Source organism: Reinekea sp., assembly GCF_046710285.1.
Lineage (GTDB): Bacteria > Pseudomonadota > Gammaproteobacteria > Pseudomonadales > Natronospirillaceae > Reinekea.
Window position 1 is genome coordinate 40,727 of sequence record NZ_JBKEGY010000020.1, and the last position, 24,206, is coordinate 64,932.

22 protein-coding genes are annotated in these 24,206 nt (G+C 44.7%); 9 read left to right on the forward strand and 13 right to left on the reverse strand.

Annotated elements, in window-relative coordinates; all coding sequences use genetic code 11:
• Nucleotides 1–97: 97 nt before the first annotated feature.
• On the forward strand, nt 98–991 hold the full coding sequence (locus ACI882_RS13585) for a LysR substrate-binding domain-containing protein (protein WP_411745806.1): 894 nt from the start codon (nt 98–100) through the stop codon (nt 989–991).
• Between the two features lie 4 nt (nt 992–995).
• Here ACI882_RS13585 and ACI882_RS13590 read toward each other — a convergent pair whose 3' ends face one another.
• The 10 genes from ACI882_RS13590 to ACI882_RS13635 all read right to left on the reverse strand — a co-directional run bounded on the left by ACI882_RS13590 (nt 996) and on the right by ACI882_RS13635 (nt 11,034).
• Complete coding sequence (locus ACI882_RS13590) at nt 996–1,310, reverse strand: AzlD domain-containing protein (protein WP_411745805.1); 315 nt, start codon at nt 1,308–1,310, stop codon at nt 996–998.
• Complete coding sequence (locus ACI882_RS13595; protein ID WP_411745804.1) at nt 1,307–2,008, reverse strand: AzlC family ABC transporter permease; 702 nt, start codon at nt 2,006–2,008, stop codon at nt 1,307–1,309. The genes ACI882_RS13590 and ACI882_RS13595 overlap by 4 nt, the downstream gene beginning before the upstream one ends.
• A gap of 195 nt (nt 2,009–2,203) precedes the next feature.
• Nucleotides 2,204–4,402, reverse strand: a complete 2,199-nt coding sequence (locus ACI882_RS13600) for a pilin (RefSeq protein ID WP_411746644.1) — start codon at nt 4,400–4,402, stop codon at nt 2,204–2,206.
• Nucleotides 4,403–4,666: 264 nt separating this feature from the next.
• The gene (locus ACI882_RS13605) at nt 4,667–5,323 is read right to left on the reverse strand and encodes an HAD family hydrolase (protein WP_411746645.1); all 657 of its coding nucleotides are present in this window, start codon (nt 5,321–5,323) and stop codon (nt 4,667–4,669) included.
• Nucleotides 5,302–6,006, reverse strand: coding sequence for a hypothetical protein (locus tag ACI882_RS13610; RefSeq protein WP_411746646.1), 705 nt, complete (start codon nt 6,004–6,006; stop codon nt 5,302–5,304). The genes ACI882_RS13605 and ACI882_RS13610 overlap by 22 nt, the downstream gene beginning before the upstream one ends.
• 268 nt (nt 6,007–6,274) lie before the next feature.
• Nucleotides 6,275–6,574, reverse strand: coding sequence for a helix-turn-helix domain-containing protein (locus ACI882_RS13615; RefSeq protein ID WP_411744351.1), 300 nt, complete (start codon nt 6,572–6,574; stop codon nt 6,275–6,277).
• Nucleotides 6,567–6,875 (reverse strand): transcriptional regulator, encoded by a 309-nt coding sequence (locus ACI882_RS13620; protein ID WP_411744352.1) that lies wholly within the window; start codon nt 6,873–6,875, stop codon nt 6,567–6,569. Before ACI882_RS13620 ends, ACI882_RS13615 begins: the two co-directional genes overlap by 8 nt.
• A gap of 148 nt (nt 6,876–7,023) precedes the next feature.
• The gene (locus ACI882_RS13625; protein WP_411744353.1) at nt 7,024–7,647 is read right to left on the reverse strand and encodes a peroxiredoxin; all 624 of its coding nucleotides are present in this window, start codon (nt 7,645–7,647) and stop codon (nt 7,024–7,026) included.
• 199 nt (nt 7,648–7,846) lie between these two features.
• Complete coding sequence (locus tag ACI882_RS13630) at nt 7,847–10,348, reverse strand: ABC transporter permease (protein ID WP_411744354.1); 2,502 nt, start codon at nt 10,346–10,348, stop codon at nt 7,847–7,849.
• A complete protein-coding gene (locus ACI882_RS13635) occupies nt 10,345–11,034 on the reverse strand; it encodes an ABC transporter ATP-binding protein (RefSeq protein ID WP_411744355.1) in 690 nt (229 codons plus the stop codon). Before ACI882_RS13635 ends, ACI882_RS13630 begins: the two co-directional genes overlap by 4 nt.
• Between ACI882_RS13635 and ACI882_RS13640 the strand changes: the two genes are divergently transcribed.
• The 4 genes from ACI882_RS13640 to ACI882_RS13655 all read left to right on the forward strand — a co-directional run bounded on the left by ACI882_RS13640 (nt 11,033) and on the right by ACI882_RS13655 (nt 14,879).
• A complete protein-coding gene (locus ACI882_RS13640; RefSeq protein WP_411744356.1) occupies nt 11,033–11,662 on the forward strand; it encodes an arylesterase in 630 nt (209 codons plus the stop codon). The two genes, ACI882_RS13635 and ACI882_RS13640, sit on opposite strands and share 2 nt — an antisense overlap.
• Before the next feature lie 73 nt (nt 11,663–11,735).
• Nucleotides 11,736–12,686, forward strand: coding sequence for a carbohydrate kinase family protein (locus ACI882_RS13645; RefSeq protein ID WP_411744357.1), 951 nt, complete (start codon nt 11,736–11,738; stop codon nt 12,684–12,686).
• 16 nt (nt 12,687–12,702) lie between these two features.
• Nucleotides 12,703–13,890: an AGE family epimerase/isomerase gene (locus ACI882_RS13650; RefSeq protein WP_411744358.1), complete on the forward strand. Its 1,188-nt coding sequence runs from the start codon at nt 12,703–12,705 to the stop codon at nt 13,888–13,890.
• The gene (locus ACI882_RS13655) at nt 13,890–14,879 is read left to right on the forward strand and encodes a LacI family transcriptional regulator (RefSeq protein WP_411744359.1); all 990 of its coding nucleotides are present in this window, start codon (nt 13,890–13,892) and stop codon (nt 14,877–14,879) included. Before ACI882_RS13650 ends, ACI882_RS13655 begins: the two co-directional genes overlap by 1 nt.
• Here the strand turns inward: ACI882_RS13655 and ACI882_RS13660 are convergent.
• Both ACI882_RS13660 and mrcB read right to left on the reverse strand, forming a co-directional pair.
• A complete protein-coding gene (locus tag ACI882_RS13660) occupies nt 14,876–15,493 on the reverse strand; it encodes a tetratricopeptide repeat protein (RefSeq protein WP_411744360.1) in 618 nt (205 codons plus the stop codon). The two genes, ACI882_RS13655 and ACI882_RS13660, sit on opposite strands and share 4 nt — an antisense overlap.
• Nucleotides 15,463–17,811 carry a penicillin-binding protein 1B gene (gene mrcB / locus ACI882_RS13665; RefSeq protein WP_411744361.1) on the reverse strand — a complete coding sequence of 783 codons (2,349 nt, stop codon included), beginning with the start codon at nt 17,809–17,811 and terminating at the stop codon, nt 15,463–15,465. The genes ACI882_RS13660 and mrcB overlap by 31 nt, the downstream gene beginning before the upstream one ends.
• 282 nt (nt 17,812–18,093) lie before the next feature.
• Between mrcB and ACI882_RS13670 the strand changes: the two genes are divergently transcribed.
• Complete coding sequence (locus ACI882_RS13670; protein WP_411744362.1) at nt 18,094–18,591, forward strand: DUF4124 domain-containing protein; 498 nt, start codon at nt 18,094–18,096, stop codon at nt 18,589–18,591.
• Nucleotides 18,592–18,615: 24 nt separating this feature from the next.
• Here the strand turns inward: ACI882_RS13670 and ACI882_RS13675 are convergent, their stop codons facing one another.
• Nucleotides 18,616–20,931 (reverse strand): DNA polymerase II, encoded by a 2,316-nt coding sequence (locus ACI882_RS13675; protein WP_411744363.1) that lies wholly within the window; start codon nt 20,929–20,931, stop codon nt 18,616–18,618.
• 107 nt (nt 20,932–21,038) lie between these two features.
• Between ACI882_RS13675 and ACI882_RS13680 the strand changes: the two genes are divergently transcribed.
• From ACI882_RS13680 to ACI882_RS13690, 3 genes are all read left to right on the forward strand, one after another.
• A complete protein-coding gene (locus tag ACI882_RS13680) occupies nt 21,039–21,809 on the forward strand; it encodes a Crp/Fnr family transcriptional regulator (RefSeq protein ID WP_411744364.1) in 771 nt (256 codons plus the stop codon).
• A 10-nt stretch (nt 21,810–21,819) separates the two neighbouring features.
• Nucleotides 21,820–23,241: a protein adenylyltransferase SelO gene (locus ACI882_RS13685; RefSeq protein WP_411746552.1), complete on the forward strand. Its 1,422-nt coding sequence runs from the start codon at nt 21,820–21,822 to the stop codon at nt 23,239–23,241.
• Between the two features lie 114 nt (nt 23,242–23,355).
• Nucleotides 23,356–24,206: cation transporter (locus ACI882_RS13690; protein WP_411748514.1), on the forward strand; the 851-nt coding region annotated here is incomplete at its 3' end.

A 24,206-nucleotide genomic window follows, 5' to 3' on the forward strand; every position in this document is an offset into this window, starting at 1 on the left:
AACGTAGACAGAATAAGTCAATTTGAGTTCAGTTTACGTTAGGCTTATTATCCTGTAAAACAGGATTATCAAATAACACTAATCGGAAATACCGATAATGAAATACAGCTTAAGACAACTCGAAATATTCTTAGCGACCGCTCACCATGAAAACCTGACCCTAGCCGCTAAAGAGCTCGCCATGTCCCAGTCGGCGGCCAGCGAAGCGTTAAAAACATTAGAGCAGCAGTTTGATATTCAACTGTTTGATCGAGCTGGAAAATCACTCAAATTAAATGAGCTGGGTCGGCAATTACGCTCAAAAGCGGAGGCGCTCATTGACCAAGCACGCACCTTAGAGCACGACTTTCGCTTGCACTCCGATATTGGCGATTTAAAAGTGGGGGCTTCGCTTTCCATTGGTAACTATTTAGCGGTCAGCATTGTTGCGCAATTTATGCGTGAGAACCCGTTAGCTAAGGTGTCATTAGAAGTTGAGAACATGACGGCTATTGCCCAAAAAGTGCGCAACTACAGCTTGGACATTGGCTTAATAGAAGGTGAAACCAATGACCCAGAACTGCAAACCATTTTTTGGCGCAAAGATGAGTTAGTCACCTTTTGCAATGCCGACCACCCTCTGGCTAAAAAAGCGAAGCTCTCAGAGCAAGATTTAATAGAAGCCTCGTGGATATTACGAGAAAAAGGCTCAGGCACTCGGCAAACCTTTGATTGGGCCATGCGCGGCATTTTACCCGAACTCACCATTGCTATCGAGCTTCAACACACCGAAGCCATTAAACGCGCCGTTGAAGCTAATTTGGGCATTGGTTGTTTATCTAAAATAACACTCAATGATGCGTTTAAACGCGGTAACTTGGTACCACTGGCCATTCCGTCGCGTAACTTTGAACGTAACCTCTACTTTATTTTGCACAAAGAAAAGTACCGCAGTGCCGGCATAGAAAAATGGTTAGCCTTGTGTCAGTCAGCTGAATATGTGAACCAATAATTTACTAACTGACTAACTGTCGCGTCAGCGCCGCCACCAAAATACCAACGCTGATAGCAATGAGCGGTTTTTTAACGACTACCATGGTCACCGCCGTTGCTAACAACGCCAGCTTAGCGCCGATATCGCCTTCTATAGCCAACGGCGTTAACAATGCTACCAATACCGAACCCGACATAGCGTTAATAAATTGTTGAACCCGATAACTAATGGGCACAAACCCCATAATAAAAATGCCGCCCCAGCGCGTGGCGAGCGTTACCAACGTCATGACGGCAATAATTATAAATACGCCAAACCCAGCCGTTTCAATCATCATGGTTTTTTACCTAACCAAACAGCGCCAATAAAACCTCCGACCAACGCCCCCACAATAACGTGGCTATTGGGCGGTAAGTACCAATACGCCAGCAACGAGCTCAGCGCGGCAACGCTCCAAATAACCATGATTTTAACGTCAATTTTCCCACCTGCGACCATCGACAATAAAAAGCACGCCATTACCATGTCTAAGCCTAAGCTCACCGGATCACTGATCGCGCTGCCAAAATAAAGCCCCAGCCAAGTACCAAACAACCAACACAGCCACAGCGCAACACCGCCACCAATTAAGATACCTAAACCTTGCTTGCCTCTATTAATGGCTTGCATGCTCATGGCCCAATTGGCATCGGTCACCAACAACATAGCGCCGTAGCGCTTAAAGGCAGAGTGATGTGCTAAATGCGGGTGCAAAGAAGCACCCATCAATAAATGCCGCGCATTAATCGCAAACACCGTCATCACTACAGGGATAATGGCCACCTCTGCACCCCATAAATCTAAGGTCGCAATTTGGGAAGCGCCGGCAAACACAAAAGCACTCATGGCGAGTATGGAATTGTTCTCCAACCCGAGCTGAGTAGCCGCTAAACCAAAAGCCAAGCCAAACGCAATCACGAAAATAGACAGCGGCAAGAGCTGTATAAAGCCAGCGTATATTAACTGGCCAGAGATGTGTTGTTGCGGGTTGGACATTGGAAAGAGTCTCTGTTTAAGTCTGAGGTAAAGCTTAGATCATTACGGCTTATAAAGCAGGGTTGATGTGCTGAAGCGCATAACTATTTTTTCCGTTCCACGATATTCGATGCATCATGGGTTGAGTATATGTTTTAATCACTAAAATTAAGGCACCTCATAGGTGCCCTAATTTAGTTTTAACCCTGCTTCAATTTATTTACAGTCAGGGGGTAGGTATTTGTTAGCCAAAGTTGATTCACACATGAATTCAATTCCACCGTAGGCGTTTTCAAAAGGTGTTAACAAAATTACTTCGTCAGATAAACCCTCGTTGATATCTAAATAGATTGCAACAACACCCGTTTCTGGATCTATTTCTGTGTAATAAACAATATCGTTATAAAAATATGAAAACTGAAGTGCTTCAAATGCGTCACTGTCTGGAAACCTTTCTGTTTTTAGGTGGTAATCAACAAGTTCGTCTTGGAGTAATTGGCTACGGGAATAGACATCCTGGATTTTTGATCTCACGACGTATTCTTGATACTGCGGTATCGCTATGGCCGCTAACACGCCAATGGTTGCTACGGTGGTCATACTGCTGTCGGCCATGAGTAATAAGTCTACTGGTGTCTTTTCATAGGTCAGCTCTAGGGCAATGCCTGTTGGCGCCCAGTCGAGCTGTACGCTTGTTAAACCTGGATCGCTTAATGCTAGCTCAGATGCGGTAGGAAATGAAAATATGTCGAACTCGGTGTCGAGCCCATCAGCAATGACTTTTAACAAGTTGAGATAATGATGATAAAGAGAAATTTTACCGCCATCAAATAAGCCACTCGCCGTTATAAAGCTGTGTTGCTGATCCAAACCGTTATTTTGTAACCACTGTTGTATGGTTACTGTTTTCTTATTGCGAGCGCGTTCAACCAATAGTTGAGGCAAGCTGGCGTATATAATAAAGTCGTCTTCCATCATCCAATATAGGTGACCATTGCCACCACCTAATACTTTCATTAAGGCTAACGGCATTGCATCGTCAAGTTCTTGAAGAATCATGCTGTTAATATAACTTGGCACAGTTAAATGAAATATTTCTTGCCCTGCATAAGTGCGGCTTTCAAGAGTCGTATGGTTCACCATCTCTATAAAAGCACCCAGTTCATTTTTATAATTTGCCCTTTCGATAAGTTCGTCTGAAGTAGTTAATTCTGTTAATGAATTCATGAAGCTTTTTACATAGGCCGTGTGACTTTCGCTATCACGTATATGCTGTGCAGCAAAAAAACCGATGTCATCTTCGAATAAAGTAAGGTGACCGAAATTATCGAAGTAGCCAAGAGCATCAAAGCCAGCGTCACTTATTTCTTTGTTCAGCGCGTCATATATCACTTGGATATCTTCATTGCCTTTAGATACTTGTTTAATAATTTCGCTTATTTGTGCTTGGTTAGGTAACCGAATTTGAGCAACAAAACTAGGTTCACCTACCGTTTTAAATTCTGGTTGAATATTTTGTGAAGGTGCCTGTTGAAACAATTTGCTTTGCGCAGAAGTGCTTATCTGCACTCGTAACCGCCCTTTACCGTTAGCAGAACCCATTCCAGCACCTACACTGCTAATATCTGCTAGTCCAAGCTTTGTGAGTTGCTTACCCTGCTCCGGCGCAAATAGGTAGACCATTGGCATTAATGTTTTAGTATTCACCCATACCAAAGTGCCATTGCCTGCAGCATCTACTGTTTTTTCAATGTTTAGGAAATCGACATCTATGGTAGGCTCTAACGCCGCTAATTGAGCGGTTAACAACTTATCTGTAGCGGCCATGCCGGCAAGTACGGTGAGGGTATGCTCACTGTTGTATTGCAAAATGATAGAAACAGGCCCCATAGTCAGTTTGGCATTTCCGGTATCGCTAAAGTATTGTGCAATATTTAACCCTGCAACCAAACTTTCAATTTCATCCAGCAAAGGGTTTAGCTGCGTTGCCGACTCATACGTAAGCTGAGCAGAGGCCAGTGCGTATGGCAGTGGAGTGCCATCGGCAGGGTAAAGCACTACTTCTAAAGGCGACTTTAACTTTTCCGCAAACAGATTTATAACAAGCTTTCCTTCTGCCTGAAACTCATCGCCGAGCACCTTTACCAAGCCTTTTTGCAATTGTTGCAGCTGAGCAACATGAGCTTCATTGCCTTGCGCTAAGTTAAAGGAATCATCTTCTGCGCTGAAAAAACTCCAAGTATTCGGTATACGTAAATAACCATAGGCTGAAGCGGGCAGTTTTTTATTCAACCTAGGTGCGCTCACCAGAGTTGATATTTCTGATTTAATGGGAGTTTGCTTTACGGTGGTGGTGGTACAGCCACTGATAACAAAACAGGCGGTGAGCACGGCAATCAGCCAGTATCGAGTCATATGTAACTTCCTTTAGTGGTTTTAAAATTTACGAGAATTGAGAAGAATTCCTACTATTCTCACTCGTGTTAGTAACTGGTTAGATTCCATTATAACTCTGCAGTCTACAATTACATTACACTTGCAGTGTTATTCTTTAATGTTAATCATGCAACGGTTCATGGAAATGGGGATTAAGAACCTCGCTTTATATTTGAATAGCCTAACTTGAGAATGTTTCTAGCTATGCGCTGAACATAGAGTTTTGCTGAGTAATGGTCTGTATCAGACTTTTGTAATTACTTGCCAAATACCAATAAAATCAGCGAATGTAGACAATTGATAATCTACGCATTCTGGCTTTGAATTGGTTTGACTATTCACCCAGATAGTCTTCATGCCCAGTTTTTTAGCGGGCTCCATATCAGATTTTAAACTGTCACCTATAAAAACTGACTCTTTTGCAAATGCACCAAGTCTAACTAGCGCAGTATTAAAAATAACTGGATCAGGCTTTTTAATAGCCAGTTCACCCGACGTGACAATAACATCAAAGTACTTCTCAAGACCAAGCGCTGTAATTTTATTGCGTTGAAAAAAGTCGCGCCCGTTCGTGACACAGGCTATTTTTACACCCTCGCTTTTAAGGTAATCCATACATTCAATTACGCCATCAAAACGCTTAGCGTAATGATGGAAAGATTCGTCAAAATATTTAAACATTTTAGATTTAGTATCTAAGTCGATATTAAACTTGGCTGCTAGAATTTCAAAGACTTGAGCTTTCGGTTGTATGATTGAGTTTTCGGTTACAAACGCGTCGATGAAACCATTAGCACTGACATCATTATTAAGGAATTTTGAATGGATTGATTTGGCACATAGTTTTAGGCTTTGTGTTTTATTATGGACAGTATCATCTAGATCAAAAAGTGCGTGCATTTGGTTTCCTTGCGGTAGAGCGCCGTGCTCAACCATTTTTCTGAATTGACATGGCTCATTGCTTTATTAAACTGAGATTCAAAGTTCCCATAGCCTGCATTAATAGTGTGGTATGTCATGCTTGTCTGTGAGATGAGTGAGTCACAAAGCTGTACGTATTCAGACCAAAAAGATACCATGCATTTTTCTCCTTGCCATTGCTGCTCAGAACAATAAGGCGTTTTTTCGAGATACTCAGCTACTTTGCTAGTCCACTCTTCGCCGCGGTGCTCCATAGTCCATTCAATGTGAGTTCTCGCGTCAATTGGACGCAAGTAAATTAACTTAGGATGCACACTGGAGAGTATTAATTGGCACTCACTGTAATAATCAGCAATTAATTCTTTGTTTTTCCCTTCCAGCATCAAACGAACAGTACTTTGAAAAAGACTTCCCTCGATAATGAAAAGGCGATCTTGGTGATTTTTTTCAGAAACAAACTTCGCCCATTGTTTCAAGCAACGCTCAGGATAATTCTTGTCATGCCGGTCATGCTTAAAGTCAGCAGGGTGAACTGGATGGACTTTTGATTCCTCTAAGTACCAGCTTGAATTTATTCCACTAACTTGAGCTGCCTCACAAATTTTTTCTGCCATCGCGCTTTTCCCACTACCCGGCAACCCTTCGATTAGAATAAGTTCCACTTAACCTCCTTTGGTTTAACGTTAAGCGCAGAGGTGAGATCGCGAAGTCAAAACCCGCGGCGACGTGGTTTTTAGGGGGCTGATTCCAGCTGCGTCTTGTATGATCCATTTATTAGTTATTCAGTTTCAATAAAGTAAAGCCCAAACCTTCCCACCAGGTTTTCAGTTCAGTAAATCGGAGCTGCTTTGGTGCCGTTTTTCGAGCCCGTTAACAGGCATGATTGCTGAATTGAACTTCATATTTCACTCGTAAAACCTAAGGAGCTTGTTAACCCCGCAACCCAAGACCTTCCCGAATAATCTCAGGATGACGGAAAGCAATTTCAATGAGTGCTTTTGCCGGGCCAGAGGGCTCACGACGACCCTGCTCCCATTCTTGTAGTGTACGGGCCGAAATATTCAATACATCAGCAAACTCTACCTGGGTCAGGCCAGTCTTACTCCGTGCTTGTGCTATTTCGTTAGGCTCTACACGACTAATTCGAGCAGCTTTACCTGCTTTCATCTCTTTGACGGATTGAAGCAGCTTGTTACCAAGCTCCTCTGCGCTAATAGTTTCGCTATTCATTTTCCAGTACCTCACGAATCGACTTCAGGATGTGGGCGGGTATATTGTCCTTGACCGCTTTTTTGTAGATCACCAATAACCAGATCTCACCATTTGCCAATTTGGTGAAGTAGATGACTCGCACTCCACCACGCTTCCCTGAGCCTGATACCGACCAACGAACCTTCCCGCCACTACCTGGGATAGGATCACCAACTTCTGGACTGGCAGCGAGCCAAGCAAAGAATGAACTTCGCTCTTCCTCAGTCCAGATTTTTCTGGCATCCGCTTCAAATGTAGGGGTTTCGATGATGGTAAACATGTCAACCAATATACGTCATTGACGGAGTTTTGCAAGGTTTCTGACGATAAGGGCTACTACCTCTAAATTCCGCCAATTTCTATGGAGCTTCAAATGTAAAAAACCCGCCGAAGCGGGTCTCTTAATTAACTCTTCAACTCAACAGCCTTTATAGCTTGTCAGAGTTTCCAGCTAGGTATTCTGCTACGCCGTCTGGTGTGTTAACCATGCCTGCGTCGCCTTTGTTCCAGCCTGCTGGGCATACGTGTCCGTTTTCTTCGAAGAATTGTAATGCTTCTACAACACGTACTAGCTCGTCGATGTTACGGCCAATTGGCTCGTCGTTCATGTGCTGTGCGCGAACCACACCGCTCTTGTCGATAACGAAAGAAGCGCGGAAAGAAACACCTGCTGGGTAGTAGCTGTCGCCACCAATAGACTCAACACCGAAAGACTTACATACGTCGTGGTTCATGTCGCCAACCATGGTGTATTGAACTTGGCCAATACCACCTTCGTTGATTGGCGTGTTGCGCCATGCGTTGTGTGTGAAATGCGAGTCTACAGACACGGCCATGACTTCAACGCCTAGTTCTTTGAATTTAGCCATACGGTGATCTAGGGCGATCAACTCAGATGGGCAAACAAAGGTGAAATCTAGTGGGTAGAAGAATACTAATGCATATTTACCTTTGATGTTTTCTGCAAGGTTAAATGAATCAACAATTTCGCCTGTGCCCAATACCGCTGGTGCTGTGAAATCTGGGGCTTTACGACCTAAAAGTACGCTCATTTTTTATCTCCATTTAGATTATTTTTAACAAGGTTAGCAATGTGAAGTTTGCTGTTTATTTCCCAACCGCAAACTTACTTCGATTCAATACCGAGCACTTTACCGTATCAAATCATAAAATGCTTGGTACTAAAGGCTATAACATCAATAGCTGGGGGCTATTAGCCCCCAGTTTAGCTATCAATTTAGCTATGTTCAGTTATAGCTGCCGTAATACCGTCATCGGCGGCACGCTAACCACTTTACGCGTAGACACCATACCAACCAAACCGATCAATAAACCGCCACTAATAGGGCCTATCAGCCACAACCAATAGCTGGCCTGATACTCTATTTTAAGCAGCTCGGTCTGTAAGAAATAAAGCGTCACTTCTGCACCCGCTACCGCTAAAATACCCGCTAGCGCACCTAGGGCGACAAACTCAATCGCTAAGGCTCCGCGTATCAGTTTGGCGCGTGCGCCTATGGTTCTTAAAATAGCGCTTTCTTTCAAACGGCTATCAAGTGTGGCTTGAACACTGGCAATTAATACTATTAACCCTGCCACCAGCACTAACGATAAAATAAACTCAATCGCCCGGGTTACCTGCCCCACAATGCCTTGAATTTGCTCGATAATGGCATCAACTTCAATTACCGTAATGGTTGGGTGCGCTTGCAATATTTCAACAAGTACTGGTTTTTGCTCTGGCGTTAAATAAAAGCTGGTTAAGTTAGCAGCTCCAGCGCCACCTAATATTGGCGAACTGAATATCACATAAAAGTTAGGTGATAGGCTGTCCCACTGAACGGTGCGTATGTTATCGACGGTCACGACAACATCTTGGCCACCAAAGGAAAAGACCAGTTCGTCTCCGATGACAATTTCCAATGACGCTGCATAGTCTTGCTCTATTGAAACAAGGTTACGCTGCGCATCTTCGGCATCAAACCATTCGCCTTCAACGACTTCGTTGTCGGGTGCGAGTGTATCGCCCCAGGTGTTGTTTAGTTCCCGACGAAAGTCATCACCGTCTGGATTTAAGCGCTCAATGCGATCAGCCATTAACTCATCATTAACTTCCGTCAAACGACCTCGAATCATTGGGTAAAAGGGTGTAGAGGCAATATCATTGCGTGCGAATATATCTTCAAGACCGCCGCGATCTTCTTCAAAAATATTAAACGCAAAATGGTTGGGCGTGCCTTCTGGCAATTGGTCTTGCCACTGCGTTAACAAGCTGGTTCTTAACAAAGTTAAAATAAACAGCAGCATTAACGACAATGAAAAAATAACAATCTGGAAGCTATTTTGGCTACTGTGTCTTTGCAAACTGGCCAAGCCTAAACGCCATGTGGTTCCTAACCGAGAGGCAATGCGTTTCGCAATGTAGATCATCCCACGCGCAAGGAAGCTAACGCCAATCACGGCAACCGCTCCGGCAATTACAACCGCGGCGGTAATTGATAAGCTTTTTGAATAAAAATATACCAAGCCGACAACCGCAACTGCGCCCAGCACCATGGTGCGTGCTTGGCTCAAGGTACCCCCAGCCATATCTGATCGCAGTACACGTGAAGGCGGTGTATTGCGTAACATCCAAACGGGTGGAAACGCAAAAGCAAACAAGCAAACAAAGCCGGTTAGTACGCCAATTAATAATGGTCGTGCTGTCGCAGGCTCAAGTTCTCTTGGAAATAAGCCACTAAACACTTCTAAGAATGCCCAATGTAAAAACCAACCGGAAAATAAGCCTAAAGCAACAACGATGACGCCCAAAATAACTAAGTTCCCGGCGTATAAAGTGGCGATATTCTTGGGTGTTAAACCTAAGGTCTTTAACAAGGCAACATGGCCTAATTGGCGTAAAGCATAACGCTTTGATGCTAACGCAAGTGCAACACCACCCAACACAACCCCTAAGGCTCCCGCTAACAACAAAAAGCTTTCTGCACGTTCTAAGGTTTCGGTAATACTGTCGTTGGCATCTTTGACATCACGCCAGCGGTGATGCTCGCCTTTTTCTGGCAACCATTGGGTTTTAAAAGGCTCAACATCACCCGCGAGCAACAATCTATAGCTCACTCGGCTACCCACTTGAACAGCACCTGTTGCGCCTACATCAGTTTCATTGATTAGCACTCTAGGTGCAAAACCAAGCCCACCACTTTGGCTGTCGGGCTCTTTAACTAATACATTCGCAACGGTTAAGTCGGCATCTCCCACACCTATGACATCACCCAGCTCTACGCCTAATGCCGCCATAACACGTGAGTTCACCCACGCTTGGCCTGCCAGCGGGCCTTTTGAAACAATGGTGACTGGGCCGTAAGGTACGTCAGATACTTCAAGTACGCCTTTTAACGGGTACTCATTGGAAACCGCTTTAACCGACGCTAATTGAATTTTGCCTTCGTTGCCAAATGCCATGGCTTGAAAGCTGGTAATGCTCGCAGTCTCTAAATTTGCGGCCTTCGCTTGCTCTACCCAACGGGTTTCAATAGCTTGGCTACCTGAAATTTGAGCATCGGCGGCTAATAAGGAACTGGCTTCATCTAATATTGAATTGCGGATACGGTCAGAAAACAGACCAATGCCCGTCACGGTGGTCACCGCAACCAAAAGCGCAGCAATTAATACGTTGAGTTCGCCACCACGCCAATCGCGCCACAATAATTTAACCGTCAAAGCACTGAGTGCGTTTTTGACTGGATTGCTCATTGCGTTACCTCAACTAACTCACCTGCAGACATTTCAAACTGGCGGTCACATCGGCTCGCCAACTGATGATCGTGCGTCACCAACACTAGGGTGGCGTTCTGCTCTTTATTCAAGCTAAACAATAAGTCGGCTATTTTTTCACCGGTTACGGTATCTAGGTTACCGGTTGGTTCATCGGCGAATAGAATAGATGCCTCACTGGCAAATGCGCGTGCTACAGCCACACGCTGTTGCTCTCCGCCACTTAACTGTTGCGGGTAGTGAGTAATACGATCAGCAAGGCCCACTCGCTCTAACCACTGTTTAGCTTTTTGCTCAGGTTGATTTAAACCTTTAACCTCTAAAGGCAACATGACATTTTCTAAAGCGGTTAGGCTTGGCAGTAATTGGAAGTTTTGAAACACAAAGCTGACTTTTTCACCGCGTAACAAGGCACGGCCTTCTTCATCCATCGCCGTTAAATCACGACCATCTATCATCACTTGCCCACCGCTTGGCGTATCTAAACCCGCCAACATGCCCAGTAAAGTAGACTTGCCCGAACCCGACACACCGACAATGGCAACACTCTCACCGGCATAAATTGCCATATTTATACCTTTAAGTATGACTAATGCCCCTTCCCGATTGGGGACTTCCTGTTTAAGATCTTTAGTCTGAATCATTAAGTCGGTCTGAGTTGTCATGAAAAAAGCCATCCAATATAGAGTTGTTAAACAGAATAATTTATTTATCGCACTAGTTTGTTCATTTTTACTGATTTTATTCAGTCCCATTAGTCACGCAAACACCTTATTAGTTCACGGGGACAGCTTATCGGCCGGTTACGGCATGTCGCCAGACCGGTCTTGGGTTACTTTGCTGGCCAACAAGCTTGGCGACGACTATAAAGTGGTCAATAGCAGCATTAGTGGAGAAACCAGTAAAGGGGGCCTAGATCGACTGCCTGGGTTACTCAACGAGCACCAACCTGACATGGTTTTAATTGAACTGGGCGCGAATGATGGTTTACGTGGCTACCCTATCAATCAGACCACTGCTAACTTACAAAAAATGATTAACCTTGCCCAAGCACAGGGCGCAAGGGTTGTTTTATTGGGCATTCGCTTGCCGCCCAACTTTGGAAATCGTTACACAGAGCCTTTTTTTAATCAATATGCGACACTGGCTGAAAAAAACAACACGGGCTATTTACCCTTTCTGTTAGAAGGTGTCGCAGGCTTTGAAAGCCTGATGCAGAGCGATGGTCTGCACCCAACCGCTGAAGCTCAACCATTAATTTTGGATAATGTCTTACCCTTTATTACAAAGTAATTACTGCATTTTTCGATTGATTTGACTTATTATAACGTTTTAAATTTTAATCAATCGATTTTCAGGAGTCATTATGGCTGGCGTACTTTGTTTTGGTGAAGCACTCATCGACTTTCTAAATACCGGCGTTACCGCAGAGGGCCCGATTAATGTCCCTGATTTTCGTCAGTTTCCAGGTGGCGCACCCGCTAATGTCGCCGTGGCGATTGCCAAACTCGGTGGCGATGCTCGTTTTGCTGGACAAGTGGGCGACGACACCTTTGGCCACTATCTGAAAGATGCTCTAGAAACTTACGAAGTCGACACCAGCAATCTGAGCTTTCACCCTACTGCCCGAACCGCACTTGCCTTTGTTTTTTTAGATGACGATGGTGAACGTTCGTTCGAGTTCTTCCGTGATCAAAGCGCCGATATGCTAGTCACACCGCAAGATGTTAAAGATATTTGGTTTCGTGATGCCGCCCTCTTCCATTTTTGCTCAAATACATTGACCGAAGCCGCTATCGCTAAAACCACCCTTCATGCGCTTGAGCGCGCTCGTAAGCAAGGTTGCGTGGTCAGCTTTGATGTGAATTTACGCCATAACTTATGGCCAACGGGTAAAGCCGATACAGCGATCGTCAATGATTGCTTTAAGCATGTTGATATTCTAAAGGTCTCGAAAGAAGAATTAGATTATTTAGAACCCGAAGGTGAAGCCGCTTTTGTGAAAGCCGCTATCGCGCAGGGTGTTAAAACCATTTTAATCACCGATGGCGGCAATGCCATCAAGGTACTGGCCAAGGGTGCTTACTCGGAAATATCGCCACCGGCAACCAACGTAGTAGATACCACCGCAGCAGGTGATGCCTTTACCGGCGGGTTCCTATTTGCGTTAAGTGAACAAAGTGATATACGCAAAGCCATAGCCAACCAAAGTACCTTAGAAGCCATGACCATTTTCGCCAGTAAATGTGGTGCATTTACGGTTGAAAGGCAAGGTGCGTTTACTGCTCTACCTACGCTTGATGAGTTAGCAGACTAACGTCAGGAGAATAATCATGGAACAACCAAATTTTCGTTCACCTGAGTTTTTACGTGAGCATATTAAAAGCATCATCAACTTTTATCAGCAAGCGAAAGATGATCAAGGTGGCTTTCATCACAATTATTTTGATAACGGTGACGTTTTCGATGCTGGTAATAAGCACCTAGTAAGCTCATGCCGAATGATTTTCAACTTCGAGCAAAGCCAACGTTTATTTGGCGGTGAAAAATACAAAGCCTTAGCCCAACATGGTTTAGATTATTTACGTTCAGCCCATTGGCAGAATGAACGTCAAGGTTACGTTTGGACCTTTGACCAATATAAGGACAGCGATGAAACCAACCAGTGCTATGGCTTAGCCTTTGTAATGCTGGCCTTTGCAACGGTTTTAAAAAACGGTGACGAAAGCGCACGCGCCGATATTTACCATACTTGGGGTTTATTGGAGCAACATTTTTGGCAAGCTGACATTGGGCTTTACGCCGATGAAATTACGCCAGATTGGTCAACTGTGTCTGACTATCGCGGCCAAAACGCCAACATGCATGCTTGTGAAGCATTGATCTTGGCGTATGAAGCCACCAACGATGAAATGTTTTTAGACCGCGCCTATTTGTTAGCAAAAAAAATAGCGGTCGAACAAGCTGATAAATCGAATGGTTTGATTTGGGAACACTTCAACAAAGATTTATCGATCGACTGGGACTACAACAAAGACGACCCGAAAAACCTCTATCGCCCTTGGGGCTTTCAGCCTGGTCACCAAACCGAATGGACCAAGCTGCTGTTAATGCTTCACAAGCATAAGCCAGAAGCATGGATGGTAGAGCGCGCTCAGTTTTTGTTTGATCAAGCCTTTGATACCGCCTGGGATGATGAAAACGGCGGCCTATTTTATGGCTATAACCCAGAAGGTGAAATTTGCGATGACGACAAATACTTCTGGGTACAAGCCGAAAGCTTTGCCGCTGCCGCCCTGTTAGCGATAGCAACCGGAGACGATAAATACTGGCAACGCTACGACCAGCTTTGGCAATATTGCTGGACGCACTTTGTTGATCATGACTTTGGCGCTTGGTTTCGAATTCTCAATGGCGATAACAGCAAAGTAACCGATAAAAAGAGTGAGGCCGGTGCCAAGTGCGACTACCACACACTCGGTGCTTGCTTATTGGTTCTTGATGCATTGGATAACCGCTAATGACACGGCCAACGCTTAAAACCATTGCCGAACAAACGGGTTTAGCCGTCACGACAATATCGCGAGCGTTGGCCGATGATCCTAAAATTGCCCAAAAAACGAGATCAAAAGTTGCCTTAGCTGCAAAAGCCATTGGCTATGTACCGGACCGAGCCGCGCAACATTTGCGTACGGGCAAAACAAAAGTTATTAGCTTAATTTTAGACCCACACCAAGAAATGCTCAATTTTGGTAACTCTTTAATCATTGGGCTAACGCAAGGGTTTAAAGAGTCCGGTTACCATTTAAATATAACGCCGCACTTTGCCGGCGGCGATTTAAACAGCCCGGTCGAACATATTGTTCGCAATAAATTAGCCGATGGCATTTTGTTTTCTCGCACAGAGCCGTTCGATGAACGAGTGCGGTTTTTACAAGAGCAGAACTTCCCTTTTGTAACACATGGCCAAACCGAGTTTAGTCAAGCACATGCCTTCGTTGATTATGATAACCAAAGCTTTGCAGCTCAAGCGACCCAAACATTGCATCGTCTTGGCGCGAAAAACATCACTTTAATTTTGCCACCTAAAAACTTCACTTTTTATCAGCATCTTCGCTACGGTGCTATAAAGACGGCAAGAGAATTGGGTATAGAATTATCTATTCCAGACCAGATTTCTTTAGACAGCAACCGTGAAGAGATTAAAAACTGGGCCATCCAACAGGCACAAAAAGAACACCGACCCGATGGTTTCATCTGCCCTGGTGAAGCTTCTTATTTAGCCATTATGGATGCCTATCGTTCAATGGGTTTTACTCACGGCAAAGACTACCATGCCGTGGTAAAAGCCAGCTCCGATTTACTGGAGCAAATAGACCCTAGCGTTGAATTGATTCATGAAGATATTATTTTGACGGGCGAGAAAATGGCCCAGTTTTTATTAGCCGCCATTGAAGGCAATGCGGTCGATTCGCTACAGTGGTTGCAGCGAATCAAGTTAAGCGATTAATCAACCATCCACTTGAGCATTTCATCTCTCGCTTCATTGGCACCTTCTATATCACCTTGCGCCGATCGGCATTGTGCAATAACTTCCCAAAGCGAAGATTTAAACTTTGGTGACTTATCTGTGTAAGTTAACCCTTTCATGGCAATCTGCTCTGCTTCAGCAAAACGTTGTTGGCCCATGCGAACCGTGGCGAGTTGATGGTATATATCAACTTTTTGTACATCAATTCGCAACGCACGCTGCAATACATTTTCTGCTTCTTGCCACTTACCTTCACTTTGAAATTGCAATGCTGTTTGCTGCAAGCGAATCACCACTTGTTCGGCATCGGGTTCAATAACAATATCGTTTGACGATACGTCGACTCCAGGGTCTTGCACGGGTTTAGCGCTTGATGGCTGGGTCGTTTTAGTTTCCGAATTGACCTTTGCCTTAGGAGTCGTCACCGGCGTTTTACTCTGTACCGCCGAGTTTGACGAATCTAGCTCGGTCAGTTCAGGCTGATTATTTGGCCGCTGATTTTCGTTTTGCGTCGCACCATTTGGTAAGGTAGAACAACCTGTCACAAACAATGCTGTCGCGATTAAGGTCGGCCAAAAAGCTTTTGTAACCATGTTGATTCTTCCGTATCTGGTTTTGTTTCATTACTGTGGCAGGTTAGTCCGCGCGGTGGTTCTTTGCCATTAATAAATGGCATGCTACGCACATCATCGCACCAATCGGGTACATTTCTTCCTGCATTATTTACATCCACTAAGACTACATTAGCAGGCAAGGTTCTACGCTCTTGAATAGGTCGCAACACGGTCATCACTTTTGCCCATATAGGCAAAGCACCGGATGAGCCTGTTAACGGCGTTGGGCTGTTATCGTCGTTTCCGACCCACACCACCAGCTGCCGATCACCGGTTAAGCCAGCAAACCAAGCGTCTCGGTTATCGTCTGTGGTGCCGGTTTTGCCCGCTACCCACCAATCTTTTGGCAGTCGCCATTGCAAACTTCGCGCGGTACCGGTGACGGTCACTTCGTGCATCGCTCGTTGAAGTATATGAATGTGTTCAGGCTCAAACTGTTTTTTAACCGATAAATCAAAGCGCTGAATCAAGCCCCGGTCAGGGTGAGAAACGGCTCGAATATAATTTAAAGGTGTATAAAAACCATTGCCTGCAATGGTCTGATACATTTGCGCGACTTGCATTGGCGACATGCCATGTGCGCCCAACATAACCGCTGGCACTTTCGCGACATTGTCTTGAATACCGAGTCGTTCCATCACATTAAAGACGTTAGCTAGCCCAACTTCCATACCAAGCCTAGCGGTAGCTTGGTTGTAGGAGTTCGCCATGGCATCAATTAACATAGGTTGACCATGACTGGTTTTGTCATAGTTTTTGGGTTGCCACATTGTGCCATCACCTGCACCAACCGTGACATCGGCATCACTGATTAAATCAGATAGGTTGTAACCTTTTTCTATTGCAGCTAAATAAACGGCAGGCTTCATCAAGGAACCGACTGAGCGTTGAGCATCTAATGCGCGGTTAAAGCCAGAAGCTCGACCATCTCTATCGCCCAATACCGCCAAGACATCACCCGTAGATGGACGAGTCATGACCGCTGCCGATTGTAAACTTTGATTGGGTAAACGATGTTGGCGTTCTATGTCGGTTAAGCCAACGGCCACTTGCTGTTCAATTGTCGTTTGGGCGACTGGGCTTAGGGTGGTGAAAATGGATAAACCCTCTGCCATTAGATCGTCTTTGCGATAATCTTTTTGTAATTGTCGACGTAATCCATCCATAAACGCAGGGAAACTTGCTTGGCCTGGTTTATCTGCAACGTCTAATGACGATTTTAATGCACTCTGGTATTCGGCGTCATTAATCAAACCTTTATCTAGCCATACTTCCAAAACCGTATTACGACGTTTAGTTGCACGCTCAGGGTTACGGCGCGGGTTGTAGTAAGAAGGTCCTTTGATTAAACCAACGAGCAGTGCTTGCTGGTGAATATCTAAATCTTGCAAGGTTGTCGCAAAAAAGAACTGTGCAGCTAAGCCAAAGCCGTGAATAGAGCGTGCACCCTGCTGGCCAACATACACTTCGTTCATGTAAGTTTCTAAAATTTCATTCTTGGAGAAATGATATTCGAGAATCAAAGACATTAGGGCTTCGTTAATTTTTCGAGTGATTTTTTTCTCCGAACTCAGGTAAAGGTTTTTAACCAATTGCTGAGTTAAGGTACTGCCACCTTGAGATACGCGACCGGACATTATATTCGCCATTAAGGCTCGTACAATGCCGCGTATTGAAACCCCGTAATGCTCAAAAAAACCATCGTCTTCGACTAACAATAAACCCAATACAAGGGTTTCAGGCATTTCATCTAGCCGATACAAGACTCTATCTTCAGCAACACCGGGGTAGACTTGCCCCATATAAAGCGGATCTAAACGGCTCAATAAAACCGACTTGCCCGTTATATCAGTCACTTTTGCTATACCACTAGGGTCAAAGCTTATGTTCAGCCGCTGGCCTTGCTCCTCACCATCCCAAAAACGAAAACCTCGGGTGAAGACCGACACCTGATTACCACTACTGATGTATCGCCCTTCTTGTCTCACCGATTGAGTGGAACGGTAGCCGAGTTGACTTAGCAGCTGCACAAATTCTGTTTGCCGAATAGGAGCGCCCGCGTATATTTCTTGCGCTTCGCTGTAAACTCGCGCAGGTATTTGAAAGCGTCGGCCTTCAAAGCGTTCTTTAACAACGGCGTTTAAATAGATCATCCAGAAAATCAATATGCAGCCGACGACTATGCCTAGCTTGATAGAAATACTGACAATTGAATGCCATAGATGACGTCGTTGCGGCGCTTGCTTTTTGCTTTTAGCCGGTGTTTTTTTCGATTTTGGGGGAGTTTTTTTAGCCATAGGTGCGCAGTATAAAGACAGTGCCGTCGCTTGTCTTTGACCTATTTATCAATAATTCGTGAGTCGACTAATTAATAGGCAAAAACGATGTAAATAAGTCTAGATAGTCTAATTTGGCCACTAAATAATTAAATTGCTCTGGAATTAGCCCAAAACACTCCATATTTACGGCTAAAATAGAATAATACGTGAACTGAGTACGCTTTCAGAGTTTCCTTTCACTATAATACAGGGTTAAACTACAAGAACGACCATATTAGATAGTTATGAAGGGACCATTCAATGATTCGACTGATCAGCCTGATTTTACTGGCTTGCCTACCGTTAATGAGCTTTGCTGCGGGTAAAATTTACACTTGGCAAGATGAGAACGGCAATACTGTTTATGGCGATAGACCCCCTGTACAAGCCGAAGTTACGGAAGTGGCCATTCAAGGCAAAAAGAAAGCTGCGGTTGAAGTCGATGAATCCGCTCTTGCGGGTGAGTGGTTTGGTCGAGGCAACAATGGTGGTGAAGTAAAAATGAGCATCGGCGATGCCGGTAATATTGTCTTCACGCAAACCAAAGCCGATCAATCTGTTTATAACTATCAAGGTGTTTGGACGTTAGAGAATACTTCAATCATTGTTATTACCGAGTTTACGCAAGAGATTTCATCGGTCGGTAAAATAAAACGCTCGGTAGAGCCTGTACAAGTTATCTACACCATTACCAGTTTTGACGGTACTGATATGCAGTTCTTAGCGGGCCCTGAAAGCTTTACTGCCTCAAAAATTTAGGATCAACCTGCGTTAAGAGCAGCCTCAAAACAAAGAGAGCTGCTCATCCACTAGCTCAGCAAACGTTTCCCCTAGAAAATGTAATATGGCATCGGCGATCGGCTCGATCTGCTTTTCAATGTAATGATCATAATCTATTGTTGCATTAACATAGGGTAATGGCTGCCAGCCGTTCACGGTTTTCACGTACTCAATGCTTCTCCCACGCCAGTTTGGATTATGTTGCTGCTTCAAGGCAGCAGCCTGCACATGTGGCGGGCGCTGTTTTTGATACTCTTCAACTGACCGCCTTAAGCGCCGTTTATACACTAGCTGAGCGTCTAACTTACCCTGCTTTAAGTTCAAGACGGTTTCGGCTATCCATTGCTTATGGTTCTCACCGGCAAATATGCGTCGATAAAGTTCAATTTGGAATGTTTTGGCCATTTTCGTCCAATCACTTCTAACCGCTTCTAAGCCTTTAAAAATTAGCTTCTCACCTTGATCGGTATTTAAAATACCCGCATAACGCTTCTTACTGCCCATTTCAGTGCCGCGTATGGTTGGCATAATGAATTTTTTATAATGGGTTTCGAACTCCATTTCTAAATGGCTGGTTAATTGAAACTCGTCGGTTATGCGTTGCTGCCACCATTGTGTTAATTCACTCGCTAACTGCCTACCTAAGCCAGCCGGATCATTTGCGTTTTGGGCATGTACAAAAATAGAATCAGTATCTCCATAGATAACTTGATGCCCTTTTTGCTCTATAAACTCTCGGCTTTCTTGTAATATTTGATGCCCTCTCATGGTAATAGAGCTGGCTAAACGAGGATCGAAAAAACGACAAAGTTGGCTGCCAAGAACGCCATAGAATGAATTCATAATAATTTTAATGGCTTGCGACATTGGCGCATTTTTTTCTTTTTTTGCTTGATCTCGAGCTTGCCAAAGCTGGTCAATCAAGGACGGCAATATATGTTCGGTGCGATGAAATTTAGCGGTGATAAAACCATTAACATAGTCATCATCAGGGGCTTTAGCACCTTCGTGTAGACCTAATGGATCAATTAAAAAGGTTTGAATAATTGACGGGTACAAGCTTTTAAAGTCGAGCACTAGCACATCTTCATAAAGCCCTGGCACGCTTTCCATAACAAAACCACCGGGGCTTTCCATCTGCAAGGGTTGCTCGCCAATATTGGGGGCAATATAACCTTTGCGATGTAAGCGAGGTAAATATACGGTGTTAAATGCCGCTGAAGACCCTCCGGCACGGTCCATCGCCAGCCCGGTTAAATGTGCCCGTTCAACCAAAAACTGCCAAAGCCCTGCGTGTTCAAATAGGTCGAGTACCAGTACCGCATCTTCTAAGTTATAACGCGCAAAGGCTTCACTGTCTTCACGATACATGCGTTCAATTTCATTTACTTTGTCATCACTGTGGGCAATTTGCTTACCGCGTTTTAGTAAGGTTCGGGATACCGTCTCTAGGGAATAATCGTCAAAGCCCCATGCCGCGGAACGAAATGCACCTGGGCCATCAACTATCTGGCGCCCTTCTACATCGACATAAAATCGATTCGGGTTATCAGCACGTGAGCGCCATACCGGGACGCTATTGTCTCTCCCTATTGAGAATGGTATTTGTTGTAAATCGCAATGCTGCTGAATAATTTGCAAGTCAAAGTCGACAACATTCCAACCGATAATGCAGTCTGGATCCCATCGGTTTATCAACTCTACGGTACGAAGTAAGCACTCCCTTACCGTGCTCACCGCTTCAATGTTGATTTGACTTGAACCGTGCTGTTTAACTTCGCCCACAATAATCACCACCTGCTTATCGCCACAGGCTAAAGCCACACTGTACAGGTTTGGGGTTTTACCCGGTGTATACCATGCGGTTTCAATATCAATAGATAACACAGACAGCGCTGGCTTGGCAGGTGCTGGTACTGGCTTTTGCTGGTGAAACTCAACACCACCAAACAAGAAACGCTCCATTAAAAAGCGTTCAGCAGGGTTTATATCGTCTTCCCATGCGACTAAACCAATATCACGACCTTGGCGTACCCAACGGCGCTGCTGTCGATATGATTGGCCATACACGGGTATCGCCGTTAATCCATTAAAGGTTTTAAAGGTTTGCTTGCCAACCCGGACTGTTTGGCCCCATTTTTTCCACAGTGATTGCCACTTGGGCAACTGATGTTCGGCGATAAAGCAGGTTGTTTCTTGTGCATTGATGCGCCAGCAGCGTGCTTCACCCTGACTAATTAACCAATAACGTAACTCAATACCTTGATCGGTTTCTGTCCAATGACGGCTTAAGATGAATTCGGCGGGCGGTTTGTGCACAAATAAGAGACCTAAAAGTTGATATTCATTGGGAAAACATGAAACAGTCTATACGTAATTTAAATCAGCTTGCTATACTGCCTTAAAAATAAGTACAGGATAAGTTTATGTTATTGCTTGGCGAACGCCCCGCATACGTTGATCAATTAACCGACCGGTTAAAAAAATTAGCGACAAAGCTCTTTGAAGATCTGCCAAAAGGCGAAGCCATTACTCTTAAAGGTACGAATGATCTGTACTCGTTAGAATCTTCAGAAAACTTATTTATTGTTCAGTATGGCAATTTATCGGGCTATCACCAAGATCAACTGGCGCTTTATTACGAAGCGGGTGACTTAATTGGCCTAACAGAATGCTACCAGCTACCGTCATTACGTGTCGCCGTTGAAGATCACGCAGACGTTGTACAATATTCAGCTAATACTATTTTACGCTATGTCAATGAAACCAAAGAGCGCCAAGCTATTTGGAACAGTTATCTTATTACCTTGATGACGATATTTCAGGACGCATTTGGTCGCAACCACCTTTCATCTACTCAACCGAGTACTGGGTTTTTAAACTTCGAGCCAGGACAAGTGATTATTAATCAGGGCGATGATGCCCATGATGTGTTTACCATACTGCAAGGCAAGGCCGATGTATTCGTAGACGAGGTTAAAGTAGGTGAAGTACTAACCGATGAAATATTTGGCGCTATGGCTGTATTTACGGGCGAACAACGCTCTGCCACCGTTAAAGCCGTCGAGCATTGCACCGTTTTAGCCGTACCGCAAGAAGAGTTCATCACTTTAATTAAGTCTCATCCGCAGACCACTATGACACTTATTGAGAACATGGCCCGCCAAATTAAGGCGCTAAACAGTCAAATACAGTAAGGCATCCATTGTGTTGCAACAGCGTTATATCGACAAACAAGCTGGGCCCTTTAGTAAAGTAACGCCCAGCTTATTAAAAGCCCCTTATTGGGTAGCTTTTAATACAGAGCTCGCAGAACAGATTGATTTCCCACATCCTGCCTCAGACAATCTTTTAGCGGTATTTTCAGGCCAAGCCATTCTTAAAGACACACAGCCCATTGCGCAAAAATACGCCGGACATCAATTTGGCGGTTGGAACCCAGATTTAGGCGATGGCCGAGGCTTATTGCTAGGAGAGTGGCTAGATAACAATCAGCAGCACTGGGAATTTCACCTCAAAGGCGCTGGGAAAACCCCATATAGCCGTTTTGGTGACGGTCGTGCGGTATTACGCTCCTCTATTCGAGAGTACCTTGGCAGCGAAGCCTTGCATGCACTGGGTATAGCTAGCACAAGAGCGTTAGCACTGGTTGGTTCAGCTGAATCGGTGGTTAGAGAATCGGTCGAACCTGGCGCAACGCTGCTCAGAGTGACACAAAGCCATGTACGTTTTGGCCATTTCGAATGGTTAGCTTACAAACAAGATTTAGCCGGCCTAAAGCATTTGGCACAGTACACCATTGAACAGCACTACCCTGACTGCCAAGAACAACCAGACCCATTCGCGGCCTTATTCGACGCAGTTGCACAACAAACCGCCGTGATGATCGGACAATGGATGGCCTACGGCTTTGTGCACGGTGTCATGAATACCGATAACATGAGCATTTTGGGCGAAACCTTCGATTACGGCCCCTACGCGTTTATTGAACAAACCAAGATGAACGCTGTTTTTAATCATACCGACCAAAATGGCCGCTATGCCTTTGATGAGCAGCCCTCCGTTGGCTTGTGGAACCTTCAACGCCTTGCCCATGCGTTTAGCGCCTTAGTACCTTCTGAGACCTTAAAGGCCAGCCTTGAGCGTTATGCGCCTACTTGCGATTCAACCTACTATGGCATACTTAGCAAGCGGCTCGGCGGCTCGTTTTCTCAGCCTATTCCGCCAGCTATTTGCCTACAATGGGTGCAACTGTTGGCCAATAATAAGCTCGATTATCATTGGTATTTCCGCCAACTCAGTGGACTAACATTAGACCAATGGGCGAGCCTAGCCGATGAATTTATTGATAGAGAGGGTTATTTAGCTTGGGTGAAAGCCGTTCAACCTTACTTAATTCAAGATGATCAGCAGCGAACAAAGCAAATGTTGGCAGCTAACCCTGTGACCATCGCCAGAAACGCGCACTTACAAACCGTGATTGACTTGGCTTACAAGGGTGATTTTGAGCCTTTTCATTCGCTTTGCGCGGCCTTAATGTCGCCTTTTGAAGAACAACCACACTGGTCGCAATGGCAACAAAAACCAGTACTTGATGATCGGCAAATAGTTTTAAGTTGCAGTAGCTAGTTTAACAGCGTTAAAAATACGTATCGCTCAAATAGCCACAACCATTGACTCTAGAGTTACTCTAAGCTTCATACTCATCTCGGTATGCACCTTTACCTTGTTTAAGAGGCCAATATGTCAGATTCTCAAACATTACGTCGTATCATCCCGGTAACCGGCTTAACTTGTGCGAGCTGCGTTTCTCGATTAGAGCGCAGCATGCTTAAGCATGAATCAGTCGCATCTGTCAGTGTCAATTTAGCCTTAGCCAATGCTGACATTACCGTCACCGACCAAGCCGCCATGGCAAATATACCTGATTGGATAAAAGCTACAGGCTTTGACGTTGAACAAAAGAGCGCACTCTTTACCGTACAAAATATTACCTGCGCTAGCTGTATTTCTCGCATTGAAAAAGTTTTACTTAAAATGCCGGGCATTATTTCAGCGACGGCAAACTTAGCAAACTCCCAATTGCAGGTTAAATGGGTCAATGGTTTAGTACAAAAAAGTGACATTACCACTAAGCTCGCTGCCATTAATTACCCTGTTGTAGAAAATGATGAAAGTTCCAACGAAGAACAAGGCGCTTCAAAAAACACCTTGGCGTTATCGGCGATGATGGGTGCAGTACTTTCTTTGCCCATGGTCATAGGCATGATTGGTGAAATGTCTGGACTAGCATGGATGATCCCTGCCTGGATACAGTTTCTCTTAACGCTGCCTATTCAGTTTGTTATTGGCTGGCGCTTTTATGTGGGTGCTTATTTTTCGTTAAAAAATGGCAGTGCCAATATGGATGTTCTGGTGGCACTCGGTACCACGACCGCTTTTTTATATAGCCTCTATTTATGGTTATTTACCCCTTCGATGCATCTCTATTTTGAAGCCGCTGCCGTGGTGATTACCTTAGTAGTACTCGGTAAATGGCTGGAAGAACGAGCAAAAAACTTAACCGGCGATGCCATTCGTCAGCTAATGCGTTT